This window comes from Aquabacterium sp. G14, assembly GCF_037482285.1.
Lineage (GTDB): Bacteria > Pseudomonadota > Gammaproteobacteria > Burkholderiales > Burkholderiaceae_C > Aquabacterium.
In genome coordinates this window covers 42,552-55,846 of record NZ_JBBEYB010000016.1, presented here as the reverse complement: position 1 = coordinate 55,846, position 13,295 = coordinate 42,552, and the positions used below count along the sequence as shown (strand labels likewise).

Genomic DNA, 13,295 nt, shown 5'->3' with positions numbered 1-13,295 from the left:
GCGATGCTCAAGCTGTACGGATTCCCGCTGTCCAACTACTACAACAAGGTCAAGCTGGTCTTGCTGGAAAAAGGCATTGCGTTTGAGGAAGTGCATGCACCGGTGGGGCCGGGCAGTGATCCTGAAGCCCATGCGGACAAGTCGCCCTTGGGCAAAGTGCCTTACATCGAGACCGAGCAAGGTTTCCTGTGCGAGAGCCAGGTCATCGTGGACTACATCGAGGCGCGTTGGCCCAGCCCTGCCTTGATCCCGGCCGATCCATGGCAAGCGGCCAAGGTGCGCGAGTTGATCACCTTCTGTGATCTGCACGTGGAGCTGTGTGCGCGCCAGTTGTATGCGCAGGCCTTCTTTGGCGGCACCTTGTCTGAGAAGTTTGTTGAGCGCGTCAAGAAGGATCTGGCTCGCAATTTGGCGGCTTTCCGCGAGGTGGCCAAGTTTGCACCGTATGCGGCCGGTGACACGTTCACGATGGCTGACTGTGCCGTGTACACGAGCTTGCCACTGGCTGCTTTGGCCAGCAAGCTGGTCTGTGGCGAGGACTTGGTGGCTGCCGCCGGGATCGACTGGAAGAGCTATGTCAAGCTGATCGAGCAGCGCCCGACGGCTCAGAAGGTGGCTGCCGATCGCAAGGCTGATCAGCAGGCGCGCATGGGGAAGTAAAGGGGTCAGCGAGGGGGAGTGGCCGGTACGTGGCGAAGCGAGTTGCCTCCACATGGCGGGGCACGGCTGTGCGGCGGCGGCGGGAGGCTGCACAATATCGCTTTGCCGATTTCAGTGACGCCGTTGCCGGTGTCACGCTTGACCAGGTGACCGCCTCATGACCTCCGCCCTGCATACCTCTGCCCTGACTTCTCTGCCTCTGCTTGCCCGTGGCAAGGTGCGCGACAACTATGCCGTGGGCGATGACCGCATCCTGATGGTGGCCTCGGACCGCATCAGCGCCTTTGACGTGATCATGGGCGAACCCATTCCGGGCAAGGGGGCGCTGCTGACCAAGATGGCGCTGTTCTGGTTCGAGTTGCTCAAGGATGTGGCGCCGAATCACCTGACCGGTGAAGACCCCTGCAGCGTGGTCAAGCCCGAAGAGCGTCGCCAGGTCGAAGGCCGCTCGATGCTGGTCAAGAAGCTCAAGCCCCTGCCTGTGGAGGCGGTGGTGCGCGGCTACCTGGCCGGCAGTGGCTGGAAGGAATACCAGGACAACGGCGAGGTGTGTGGCGTGAAGTTGCCGGCTGGTTTGAAGAACGCCAGCAAGCTGCCCGAACCCATTTTCACGCCGGCCACCAAGGCCGAGATGGGCGACCACGACGAGAACATCAGCTACGAGAAGATGGTGGAGATCATCGGTGCGGACTTGGCCGCTCAGGTGCGCGATCTGGCCATCAAGCTGTACAAGACGGCCGCCGACTACGCGCTGACCAAGGGCATCATCATTGCCGACACCAAGTTCGAGTTCGGTCTCGACGAGCACGGCACGCTGACCGTGATGGACGAGGTGCTGACGCCGGATTCGTCGCGCTTCTGGCCGGTGGAAGGCTATGAGGAGGCCTTCCAGGCTGGTGCCAATCCGCCCAGCTACGACAAGCAGTTCGTGCGCGATTGGCTGGAGCAGGCCACGGTCAACGGTCAGCCCTGGAACAAGACCGCACCGTCGCCGGCTTTGCCTCAGGACGTGATCGAGAAGACCGCCGCCAAGTACCAGGAAGCCCTGGTGCGCTTGACCGGTCAGGCCTGATCGTGCGGGGACGCCGCTGAGGCGTCTCCCTCATCCTCGTCTTCCCAGTGCTCCGGGTTGGCCTCTGCGGCAGCTTGTGCCGCTTGTGCAGCCGCGAGGGCCTCGGCCACTTCAGGCGAGGCTGCCCAGCCGTGCAGCACCTCGGCCACATCGCCCACACCGCTCTTGTTGAGCGATGAGAACAGGGTCACGTTGACGTCGGACTCGTCGGTGACGAGGTCTGCGAGCACCTCTTGCGCCTTGCGCAGGGATTCGGCCTGCTCCTTGCGGTTGAGCTTGTCCGCCTTGGTCAGCATGACCAGGAGCTTGACCTCACCGCTGCGCACGCGGGGCGTCACGAACTCGAGCAACTGGCGGTCCAGTTCGGTGAAACCGTGGCGCGAATCCACCATCTGCACCACCGCACTCAAATTGCGTCGGACCTCGAGGTAGCGGGCCATCACCTCCTGCCAGCGCAGCTTGGCCGATCGCTCGACGGCGGCATAGCCATAGCCGGGCAGGTCGGTCCAGATCTGGTTGGGGGCGGCCTTGGGTCCCAGGTGGAACAGGTTGATGTGCTGGGTGCGTCCGGGCGTCTTGGATGCGTAGGCGAGCTGGCGCTGCTGGGCCAGGGTGTTGATGGCGGTGGACTTGCCGGCGTTGGAGCGACCGACGAACGCGACCTCTGGCAACTCGCTCACGGGCACCTGATGCAACTGGGCCGCCGTGATGTAGAAGCGGGCCGTGTGGGCCCAGGCCAGGGCTTCCTTGGCTGGGTGGCGAGCCAGATCCTGGGTTGGCACACGGGCCGGTGTAACGGCTTTTTGTGGGCCATTGGCCGTCTTGGAAGGGGCCTGTTTGGCCGAGCCGGGGCGATTGGGTGTGTGACGGGTCATAGGGCATTGTAAAATCTCTAGATTCAACTGCCAAAAGCAGGTGTTCGATTCCGTTTTGAATCTCGGGATCGGGTGCCGGCCGCCGGTTTCACCCCACACAGCCAACTCACCGCCCCTACGCCATGAAGCGCTTCTCGAACCTGATTGCCCTTGCCTCGGTGGCCCTGTCCTTGTCCGGCCTGGCCCATGGTGCCGACACCAAAGCCGCCAAGCCGAATCTGGCGGCGGGCGAAGCCAAGGCCACGGCCGTGTGTGCGGCCTGCCACGCGGTCGATGGCTCGCGTGGTCTGCCCGCTTACCCCATCCTGCAAGGCCAGCACCCTGAGTACTTGGTCAAGCAACTGGTTGAGTTCAAGGAAGGCAAGCGCAAGAACGGCATCATGATGGGCATGGCTGCCCCCTTGACGGCCGACGAGATGCGTGACGTGGCCGCGTTCTATGCCAGCAAGAAGGCTCCGGTGGGCACAGCCAAGAACAAGGACATGGTCGCCTTGGGCGAGAAGATCTATCGCGGCGGCATCGCCAAGAAGGGCATCGCCGCTTGCGCCAGCTGCCACAGCCCCAATGGCGCCGGCATGCCCGTGCAGTACCCGCGTCTGGGTGGCCAGCACAGCGACTACACCAAGGCTCAGCTGACCGCGTTCCGCCAGGGCGAGCGCACCAACAGTGTCCAGATGACGGCCATTGCCGCCAACCTGAGCGACAAGGAAATCGAAGCGCTGTCCGACTACATCGCTGGTCTGCGCTGAGCGCCATGCTGGCGCGCTCGGACTGTGCCGGGGCGCCGGTCGTGACGTGACGAGAGATGCTCGACATGCCCAGGCGGGATCCCGGTTGCGGGGTGCCCGCCTTTTATTTTGGCTGCCCGGGTGATGGCGCATGCCCCCACGACGACGTGGTGACCGACCTTGTCGCTATAGTCCGCCACGGTTCTGTCTGACTTTATGACTGCTGAAGCCTCTCCTCTTCCTGTTCCAGCGCGCCGATCGCGGCGCCGTGAATTGCTGGATTTGCTGGCGTCGATGCGCTTTGCCATCGCGTTGTTGACGGTGATCTGCATTGCCTCGGCCATCGGGACCGTGGTCAAGCAGGGCGAGCCGATGGTCAACTACGTGGACCAGTTCGGACCATTCTGGGCCGAGGTGTTCGGTGCCATCGGTTTGTATCGGATCTACAGCTCGGTCTGGTTCCTGGTGATCCTGGCCTTTCTGGTGATCTCGACCAGCCTGTGCATTGCCCGCAACACGCCCAAGATCGTGGCAGACTGGCGCGCACACAAGGAGGGCATCCGCGAGCGGGCCTTGCAGGCCTTCCACCACAAGGCGACCGGGCAGTTGGCCGAACCGGTGAGCACGGTTGAGGGGCAGGTGCTGCAGACCTTGCAGACGCAAGGCTGGTCGATCAAGACCCAGCGGCGCGAAGCGTCGACGCAGGGCGAGGCTGGCGTGATGATCGCCGCCCGATTGGGCAAGGCCAACAAGGTGGGGTACATCGCGGCACACGCGGCCATCGTCCTGGTGTGCCTGGGCGGGCTGTTCGATGGCGATCTGGTGGTCAAGGTACAAGCCTGGGCGCAGGACTTGCAGCCATTCAAGGGCGGCACCGAGCCCGCCAACAGCCGCTTGAGCGAGCGCAACCCGGCCTATCGGGCACAGTTGTTTGTGTCGGAAGGCCAGCGGACCAATGCCTCGGTGATTCAGATGGATCAGGGCATGCTGGTGCAGCCGCTGCCCTTCGAGATCGAGCTGAAGAAGTTCGTGGTGGAGTACTACGAGACGGGTATGCCGAAGCGCTTCGCCAGCGACATCGTGATCCACGATCCACGCGCGAAAGATCCGAAGTCCTACACCGTGGAGGTGAATCACCCGGTGGTGTACGACGGTGTGACGATCTTCCAGTCGAGCTTTGAGGATGGTGGGTCTTTGGTCAAGTTGCGTCCGCTCTACTTGGATCGGGCGGGCGCGCGCAGTGGGCCGGAGGTGGTGGACGCCGTGGTGGGTGGGGCGCCCGGGGCTTTGCCGGCCGACTGGTTGGGCCAGGGGAGTGGTCCGCTGCAGTTGGAGGTGAGCGGCCTGCGCGTGATCAACGTGGAAAACCTGGCCGATGCGCAGAGCGCCAACCCTGCCGCGACCTCTACCGATGTGCGCGGCGTGAATTTGACGGATCTGAGCAAGCACCTGGGCTCTGGCGCCAAGCCGGTGGGCAACAAACAACTGGTGAACATTGGCCCGTCGGTGACCTACAAGCTGCGCGATGCGGCGGGGCAGGCGCGGGAATATCAAAACTTCATGGTGCCGGTGGAGCTGGACGGGCACCGGATGTTCTTGCTGGGTGTGCGCGACACGCCCGCCGAAGGTTTCCGTTATCTGCGGGTGCCGGCCGACGAGGCCATGAGCTTGCAGGGCTGGTTGCGCTTGCGTCAGGCCCTGAACAACAAGGCGATGCGTGATGAAGCTGCGCGGCGGTTTGGTGTGGCGGCGGGGCCAAGCGATCGCCCAGAGGTGCGTGAGCAGTTGACTGTCTCGGCGCAACGATCGCTGGATCTGTTTGCGGGGGCCGTGCCGTTGGAGACGGCTGCCGGCCAGCCTGCGACCGATGTGCCAAGCGGGGGCTTGATGGGCTTGTCGCGCTTCATCGAGCAGGTGGTGCCGCCTGAGCAGCGAGAGCAGACCTCGGGCACGCTGATCCGCATCCTCAATGGCGCCTTGTTTGAGTTGTACAACCTCAGCCGCACGCAGGCCGGTTTGCCCGCGGTGTCGCTCGACGAACCGGCCGTGCAGGCTTTCATGGGGCGGGCGGTGTTGTCGCTGTCCGATGCGATGCTGTATCCGGTGCCGGTGGTGTTCATGCTCGACAGCTTCGAGCAGCGCCAGGCCAGCGTGTTTCAGGTGACCCGTACCCCCGGTCGCAATGTGGTGTACCTGGGCTGTGTGCTGCTGATCATCGGGGTCTTTGCGATGCTTTACATCCGCGACCGGCGTTTGTGGGTGTGGTTGCAGCAAGATCCGCAGGGCGGCACACGGGTGCAGATGGCCCTGTCTTCCACGCGTCAGACGCTGGACACCGACCGCGAATTTGATCGCCTGCGCCAGACGGTGTTGGGCGAGGCGCTGGCGCAAGCCCCAGTGCCGACCACCAAGGAGATCTGATCTCATGAGCACTTCACATTCGGCCAGCGTGGCGCTGGCCTCCGATGGCGGGCTACGCCGACCTTTGACCGACTGGCTCTTTGCCGTGCTGGCGCTGGCGCTGGGTGCGTGGGGCTTCGTGGCCTATGGCGCGCACATGGACGGCTACGAGAAAGCCATCTTGGCGGCGGCCGTGCCGAGCGTGGTTGCGCTGGGCTGGTTCTGGCGCCCCTTGCGCTTGCTGCTGGTGCTGGTCGGGCTGGCCACGTGGGCGGCGATGTCGCTCTACCTGCGCCACACCGATGCCCATGGCGCGGACCTGGCCATGGCGGAGCAGGCGTTCTGGCTGAAGTATTTCCTGTCGAGCCAGAGCGCCATCCTGTGGATGAGTGTGCTTTTCTTCATGAGCACGGTGTTCTATTGGATTGGCTTGGTGGCGCGCAGTGCAACGGCCACGAAGCTTGGTTCGCGCCTGACTTGGGCGGGGATCTTCATGGCGCTGGTGGGCACGTTGGTGCGCTGGTTCGAGAGCCATCAGATCGCGCCAGACATTGGTCACATCCCGGTGAGCAACCTCTATGAGGTGTTCGTGCTGTTTGCCTGGTTGACCGCCGCGTACTGGCTGTACTACGAGGATCGTTTTGCCCGCATGGGTCGGGATCTGGGCTCGCTGGGTGCGTTCGTTATGCTGGTGGTGAGCGCCGCGGTGGGTTTTCTGCTGTGGTACGCACTGGAGCGCGGCGCGCACGAGATTCAACCCCTGGTGCCCGCGTTGCAAAGCTGGTGGATGAAACTGCATGTGCCAGCCAATTTTATTGGCTATGGCACGTTCGCCCTGGCGGCCATGGTGGCGTTTGCCTACTTGGTCAAGCACCAGGCAGAGGAGACCCGCTGGTGGAAGCTGGCGCCGCTGTGGTTGGTGGGGGTGGTGCTGTGCTTTGAGCCGGTGGTGTTCCGCAGCAAGCCGGGCAGTGAGCAGTGGCTGAGCAGTTTCTGGGCGGTGTATTTCGGTGTGGCCGCCTTGATCGTGGCCGCGATTGTGGCGGCGCGCCGGCGCATTGCGGCGCAACTGCCTTCGTTCGAGGTGTTGGACGACGTGATGTACAAGGCCATTGCTGTGGGCTTTGCCTTCTTCACCATCGCGACGATTCTGGGCGCCTTCTGGGCCGCCGAGGCCTGGGGCGGCTACTGGAGCTGGGACCCGAAAGAAACCTGGGCCTTGATCGTGTGGCTGAATTACGCGGCGTGGTTGCACATGCGCCTGATGAAGGGGCTGCGCGGCACCTTCTCGGCCTGGTGGGCGCTGGCCGGCTTGCTGGTGACGTCGTTCGCCTTCCTGGGCGTGAACATGTTCCTGTCAGGACTGCATTCTTACGGCACCTTGTGACGGGGCGGCCGATACACTGCGGTCATTCGTGTGACGGGATTGGATTGCATGCACTACGCCATTCGTGATGCCCAAGGCAATATCGTGAGCTTGCACCGTGAGCCGGTGCCAGGTGGTGAACCGGTGCCGCCGCAGCATCCCGAGGTGCTGGCCTTCCTGGGGACGGACGAGCAGCGTTCGTTCGCTCAGATGGACGCGGACCTGGTTCGCGTGCTGGAAGACCTGATCGATGCGCTCATTCGACGCAACGTGCTGCGCATCACCGACTTGCCGACCGAAGCGCAGGCCAAGCTGTTCGATCGCAAGCATTTCCGCGAAGGCATGCAGGGCCATGCCTTGTCGTTGTATGGCGGCGGGCAGTCTGCCCTGACTTCATCGGGGCAGGTGGCACCGCCTGATGCCGGCGATGCCGCGGGCACGGATTGGGCTGACTTGATGCCTTGAGGGGCATCGCAGATTCAGTCGGTCACGACGAACTCAGCACGCGATGCTGCAAGGCGGGGAGCTGACTGCGGACCTGCTTTTGCCTGGTCTGGTCCAGTTCGGCCATCACGATGCCGGCGCCTTCAGCTTGGACGGCCATGACCTCGCCCCAAGGGCCGACGATCATGGAGTGGCCGTAGGTCGTGCGACCGTTCTCATGACGTCCTCCTTGGGCTGGCGCCAGCACGTGGCAGAGGTTCTCGACCGCGCGCGCACGCAGCAACAACTCCCAGTGGGCTTTGCCGGTGGTGTCGGTGAATGCGGCTGGCAGCACGATGAGATCGAGAGGATGCTTGTCTCCGAGGTGGCGGAACAGTTCAGGAAAGCGCAGGTCGTAGCAAACACTCAGGGCGATCCGCCAGCTGATGCCACTGCGGTCGGTGAGGCTGAAGGCCACCGGCTCCTGACCGGGGCGTAAGGTGGCGGCTTCGTCGTAGCGACGTTCGCCGTCGTCAAAGCAGAACAGGTGGATCTTGTCGTAGCGGGCGACGCGGTGGCCTTGAGGGTCAAAGACCAGGGTGGTGTTGTAGACCTTGTCACTGCCCGGCGCGCGAATGGGCAAGGTGCCCGCGATCAGCCATATGCCGTGCTCCTTGGCGGTTTTGGCCAGGATGTGTTGCATGGGGGTGCCGACCGAGGCCGGATGGCTGGCATCGGCCAGGGGCTCGGCGATGGCCAGTTTGTCGTTGTCGCGCAGACCGATCAGGCAGAAATACTCGGGGAGTGCGATCAATTCGGCACCGGCCTGTGCGGCCTGGGCGATGAGGGCCCGGGCCTGGGTGAGGTTGTCGTCCACCCTGGGGGTGGAGATCATCTGGATGGCGGCGGCTTTCATGAACGACGACAGGAAGAGGGGCGCTATTCGTAGCGTACTTCGATTTTGATCCGGCTGGGGACCGGGGTTTGGTCTTTCAGGCCTGGGGTGAAGGGCGTGAGCAGGAAAATAGCTTTGGCCGCGTCGACGAATTCGATCGGCGCTTGGGCTTCGAGTATGTCTATGTGGTCGACACGCCCCGTGGCATCAATGAACAACTCCAAGATGGCATGGCCCGGGGGCGACGGGTCCTGATCTGTGGGGGTGGGCAGGATGACCGAAGATGTGGGCGCTGGGCCGACATCCAGAAGTTTGCGCGGCCAGTAAGCGGGGAGGTTACCGCTCGCCGAGTTTGACTGGGCGTCGTCAGGCGCGGACGCCGCTGGCGAAGCGGTGTCCGCAGGCTGGTCGGGTATGGCGAGTGTGACCTGGCCCACGTTGGAGCCATGCTCCCCGCGCACGGTGAGCTGCCGCACCTTGAGCGGTGGTGCGGCGCCCGCTGCTCCAGCGGGTAAAACTCGGGGGTGCCACCATGCGGCCCAAACGCCCCACGTCACGCTGACGTGCAGCGCGACGGAGGCGAGTGCAGCAAGAGCACGTGTGTCCCGGAGCACCGAGGGCTGTTGTGGTTTCAGTCCAGCAACTCACGCCACATGGTGCGCCGGGCCGTGCCTGCCGCAGCACCCGTGGGAGAGGGGGAGGGGTTGGTTCGCACGTCACCCAAGGTGTCGCTCACGATGGTGACCGTCTTGCCGTTTTGCAGCTTGACCGTCTTGATACCCGACACCATGGTGTTGGATGACAGGCGCGTGCCAATCGCAGAGTCGGTGGCTGTGGTGACTTGCTTGCCGGTCTCCAGGTCAACGTAGTAGAGCCAACCATAGCCGCCAGCGGTGCACGCGTTGGACTCCGGCACGTTGGTGGCCACCGTCAGGATGTTGTATTGCAGTTGCATATCGACGTTGACGCGTTCGGAAGCGTTGCCGGAGCCCGTCGAGGGGAAGTCGAAATACCAGCCTTTGTCGGTGGCCCAGTCAATGGCGTCACCAGAGATGGTGCGAATGGTCTGGCCGTTGCTGCCGGTGGTTGTGGTCAGGGTGCGAGACTTGACCGAGGCGTTGGCGCGTGGATTGCTCAAGCCTGTGGTCGAGAGATCGTCCTTGAGCCCATAGACACTTTGACCTTGTGCGTTGCTGAGGTCGTCCAGCGACAGCAGGCGGCCCGTGCCAACCATCACCACGCGGCTGCCATTGGTGTACGCCAATTCAGGTTTCACGCTGATGGGTTGTGCGGTACCTGCGGCATTGCGCAAAGTTGCAAGCTTGAAGGCCTCCTTGCCACTGGGCGCGTGGTTATCGTCAAAATCGATGCGCCACACATTGCCCAGCATGTCACCGGCATACAGCACATCGGCGGTGTTCAACTCTGCGACCTCAACCCAGGCATTGAGCTTGCTGAGGTTGCTGGGTGTTTCGGCCGAGCCCTCTCCCGTCGAAATGGTGTCCAGCAAAGTGCCGGTCATAGCGTCCACCACAAAGACCCGGCCGATGCCGTCACCTGTGGTCTTGCCGCAGGTGCCCGGTACGTTGTTGTACCCAGATGTGAAGATCGCGACCCACTTGCCGTCTTTGCGGCGGGTGATCACAGGATGGCCGTAGCTGTAGCCCATTTGGGCATGGGTGAACTCCCACAAACCCTTGGGGTTGGCCGGATCGGTGACGTCCAGCGCGTAGTAGCCGCAGCCACCTTTGTCGAGACCCGCCACCAGGATGGTCTTCCATGCTGTGGCCGAGGAGCAAACGCTGGGGGTCCCTGTTCCTGGGCTGCTGCACACGTCAGCGACCGTGGGCGAGCTGTCGGCATAGTAGCGATGATCGTAATTGGTGTCAGCCAGATGGCGCATATTGGGCATCACGAAGCTCGGGACGAATGCCCAGCGCTCCGAGCCATTCGCGCTGTTGAACGCATGCAGCATCCCATCGTTGGCTGCAGCGAAGACCGTGCCACCACGCGTGGCGTTGGTGGATTTGAAGCTGCCGTATGTGCTGTCGTATTGCTCGTAGTTGAACTGAGGTTTTTGCACGAACACGGGGACGGCGTTGACGATGTCCCCCAGCACATGCTCACGCTCTCGATACAACGGATTGGCAGAATTGGTCAGGTCCTCGTAGGTGCTTTGCCCCCGCAGGTAGTTGACCATGTTGTCGCCATCATTGGCCAGGGACTTCTGTGTGGCCGTCAAATTGGTACATTGGCTGAGCGCCGAGCCCGTTGATGGACAGGCGGTGGTAAACGGTGTCCCCAGGCCATCGGTGTTCAGGTTGGTGTAGGTGAAGTCCTTGAGCTTGTCGGTGGCGGTGCTGTTGAAGTACTTGATGGTGCGGCCATCACCCGAGGTGGCCGAACTCACTTTGAGGTTCAGTTGAGTGCGAGCACTCCAAGTGGCTGTTGAGGCCACTGCACCGGTGTTGGCGTCAATCGCTTTGGCGATCAGTTCACCGTCCCACTTGACCGTTCGGTATTGCGCCAAATAGACCGCGTTGTCACCCGCAACGAGTTCAAGGCTGGATGTGGCGGCTGCCGTACCCGATCCAATCCGCGCAGAGATACCCGCCAAGGCGTCCTGGAGCCCCGCCGTCAGACTGGTTGGGTTGGAAGCTGAGAAATAGAGCCCGCGTCCGTTGACTGCCGCATGCCACAGGTCGTCAATTTTGCGGATGTCACTGTTCGGGTTGGGCCAGTTTGAGTTGCTGTTTAAGATGTCGTAGTACTGCGTCACGCCTGTGATGTTGGGGGCGGTTTCGTAGTTGGGCTCGTAGAAGATTTCACCACTCACGCCCAAACCCAGCGTGAATGTCGTCATGTGCTGCTGGGTGTTGGGATCCCGCGGCGTGCCGAGTACGTTGTTCTCGCACAGATTGCTGTAAACCGTCGTGCCAATGGTATTGCTGCAGTTGTTCAGCGCAGAGGTTCGCAGGTCCGTCTTGTAGTAGTACATCGCCGTGTCGGCGAGGGTGTTCGAAATGTCGAGTGCATCCAAATAGGGGCGATCTGTACCCGTGCCATCCTGGTTTCCAATGTCCGTGGTCGTGTTCAATCGCTTGGGGTCGTTGTCATCATTCCACGCACCGTCAGTCGAGAGGATCGTGAAGTTTTGCTGACACGAGAATTGAACAGGATCTTTGTCTCCCCAGCCACCCTTGCCAGCGTACATCTGGCCAACTTTGGCCAGGGTTGTGCGCAGAGGCGTACTCCCGCTGGACGTCGAGGAATAGAGGGCGTTGTACCAGGCGACTTGATTGGTGCTGTCGAAATCTCTGATGGTCAGGTTGGTGTTGTCGTTGCTGTTGATGAAAAACAGCCCCACACGGAACTGGTCCGACAGCGTGCTGAAGGCACGTCCTGTGGCAGCTTTCATCATGTAACCACGGTTGCGGTAATAGCTGTACCAGTTGGCGTAGTTCGTTTTGGCGGCATCGCTGCCGGTTGGGACGCCCGGTGCTTCGATATCTGAGGCAGAGGTGATGACCGTGTACTTGCTGTCTGCCGCGCAATTGGAGGCGGGGGTGCCTGACTTCCACTTGGAGTAATAGAACTTGAGGCGTACACGCGTGTTCGTGCCGGGCCAACGGCCCAGTCGGATGGCATCGGAATCCGTTGTCGGGCTGGTGGAGAGATTCCGTGCCGTGTTGGTCGTGCCATCGTAGGACGTGGTGTTCACCGCACGGTATCCGTCGTAGAGGGCAGCCGTGAACACCGCGTTGGGCTTTTGTTGGGGCTCGGTTGTGACCGATGGGTCATAGGGCGGCGTGTAGGTGATGGTGGGGTCGTAGGCGACGCTGTTGTATCCCTTGTAGCCATAACAGGCTTTGCCATATTGGATGTCAACGTTGTCGTCTTCCACGCCTTGGCTGATGTCTCCCGGCATGTTCGGGAAGGCCATCGAACCCGAGTCGTCGATCACCATCGCGATGTTGGGCTTGACGGCTGTGGAGGACAGGCCATTGCCCAAGGGGGCGTCAGCCAAGCTGAGGATGGCTGCACTCGCAATACCCATTGCGGACAGCATGACTGTGCCTGTCATGAGTGTGCGAACGGCATATGCCGTGCAGCGCAGGCGCGGGGCCTGAATCAGACGAGTGCGGTGTGTCATGACGTGCTCCCAAATCCAAATGAAGAATGATCAGAAGTGAATGTAGGTTTCGGTCACCGAGGCGGTGTTACGGGGACCGTCTGTTCGAACCACGATCCGGAAGAATGGGCTGTTGGCACCAGAGAAACGGACGTTATCGCCGTACTTCAATTCGCCGCGCTTCGGGCTGGTCGAGGCCGCGTTGGTGATTGGGACGGAGCAAATATTGCTAGAGCCGTCGGCACAATTTCCGTTCGGGTCCCCCGTACATTTGCAAAGGCGGGTGATGAGGTAGCGGTGGGTGTAGCCATCGGCGGTGGTTGTGGCGGAAGACGGTGCCACGCAGGTCGAGCAGGTGCCCGCCGCCACACAGCCTCCGCAACTGTCTCCTGTCCAGTCGACGAATGGGCGCGCAGGGATGCCGGTGGCTGGGCGGCTGTTGCCCGAAGGATCCAGGGCGTCAATGCTGGTGGCGTAGTACGCTTGGCCATTTGTGGTGATGTCTGTGTACAGCGTGGTGCCTGACAGGTTTGCTTGCAACCACGCGATGGCCGTGTCGGCCGGTTGATCGCTGGAGGCTGTGGCGGCTTTCTTGAAGCCCAGGTTGCCAATCACCAAGGTCCCTGTGTCAATGGACCTGATCAAGGCCACCGAGGCAAAAGCGAGGGTGACCAGTGACAGCAGCACCACGATCAGAGACAGCCCTCTTTGGCGGTACGGCGAAATCAAAAGCTGCTTGGACAT

Annotated in this window: 11 protein-coding genes; 6 read left to right on the top strand and 5 right to left on the bottom strand. The window is 62.2% G+C overall.

What is annotated here, in order from left to right:
* The first annotated feature begins 3 nt into the window (after window positions 1-3).
* Window positions 4-660: a glutathione S-transferase family protein gene (locus tag WIT60_RS14595; protein WP_339584616.1), complete on the top strand. Its 657-nt coding sequence runs from the start codon at window positions 4-6 to the stop codon at window positions 658-660.
* 157 nt (window positions 661-817) lie between these two features.
* Window positions 818-1,732: a phosphoribosylaminoimidazolesuccinocarboxamide synthase gene (locus WIT60_RS14590; RefSeq protein ID WP_339584615.1), complete on the top strand. Its 915-nt coding sequence runs from the start codon at window positions 818-820 to the stop codon at window positions 1,730-1,732.
* Here the strand turns inward: WIT60_RS14590 and yihA are convergent.
* Window positions 1,723-2,607: a ribosome biogenesis GTP-binding protein YihA/YsxC gene (gene yihA / locus WIT60_RS14585; RefSeq protein ID WP_339584614.1), complete on the bottom strand. Its 885-nt coding sequence runs from the start codon at window positions 2,605-2,607 to the stop codon at window positions 1,723-1,725. The genes WIT60_RS14590 and yihA overlap by 10 nt on opposite strands.
* A 122-nt stretch (window positions 2,608-2,729) precedes the next feature.
* On the opposite strand from yihA, the gene WIT60_RS14580 reads away from it, so the two are divergent.
* The 4 genes from WIT60_RS14580 (at window position 2,730) to WIT60_RS14565 (ending at window position 7,566) form a co-directional block, all read left to right on the top strand.
* Complete coding sequence (locus WIT60_RS14580; RefSeq protein WP_339584613.1) at window positions 2,730-3,356, top strand: c-type cytochrome; 627 nt, start codon at window positions 2,730-2,732, stop codon at window positions 3,354-3,356.
* 195 nt (window positions 3,357-3,551) lie between these two features.
* Window positions 3,552-5,756, top strand: a complete 2,205-nt coding sequence (locus WIT60_RS14575) for a cytochrome c biogenesis protein ResB (RefSeq protein WP_445207710.1) — start codon at window positions 3,552-3,554, stop codon at window positions 5,754-5,756.
* A 4-nt stretch (window positions 5,757-5,760) separates the two neighbouring features.
* On the top strand, window positions 5,761-7,122 hold the full coding sequence (gene ccsB / locus WIT60_RS14570; protein WP_339584611.1) for a c-type cytochrome biogenesis protein CcsB: 1,362 nt from the start codon (window positions 5,761-5,763) through the stop codon (window positions 7,120-7,122).
* A 48-nt stretch (window positions 7,123-7,170) separates the two neighbouring features.
* Complete coding sequence (locus WIT60_RS14565) at window positions 7,171-7,566, top strand: hypothetical protein (protein WP_339584623.1); 396 nt, start codon at window positions 7,171-7,173, stop codon at window positions 7,564-7,566.
* Window positions 7,567-7,588: 22 nt separating this feature from the next.
* On the opposite strand, the gene WIT60_RS14560 is transcribed toward WIT60_RS14565, so the two are convergent.
* The 4 genes from WIT60_RS14560 to WIT60_RS14545 form a co-directional block, all read right to left on the bottom strand.
* The gene (locus WIT60_RS14560) at window positions 7,589-8,440 is read right to left on the bottom strand and encodes a carbon-nitrogen hydrolase family protein (RefSeq protein WP_339584610.1); all 852 of its coding nucleotides are present in this window, start codon (window positions 8,438-8,440) and stop codon (window positions 7,589-7,591) included.
* A 23-nt stretch (window positions 8,441-8,463) separates the two neighbouring features.
* Entirely contained in the window at window positions 8,464-8,643 is a 180-nt protein-coding gene (locus WIT60_RS14555; protein WP_339584609.1) for an energy transducer TonB, read from the bottom strand.
* A 407-nt stretch (window positions 8,644-9,050) separates the two neighbouring features.
* Window positions 9,051-12,488, bottom strand: coding sequence for a pilus assembly protein (locus tag WIT60_RS14550; RefSeq protein WP_339584608.1), 3,438 nt, complete (start codon window positions 12,486-12,488; stop codon window positions 9,051-9,053).
* A 114-nt stretch (window positions 12,489-12,602) separates the two neighbouring features.
* On the bottom strand, window positions 12,603-13,295 hold the full coding sequence (locus tag WIT60_RS14545) for a hypothetical protein (RefSeq protein ID WP_339584607.1): 693 nt from the start codon (window positions 13,293-13,295) through the stop codon (window positions 12,603-12,605).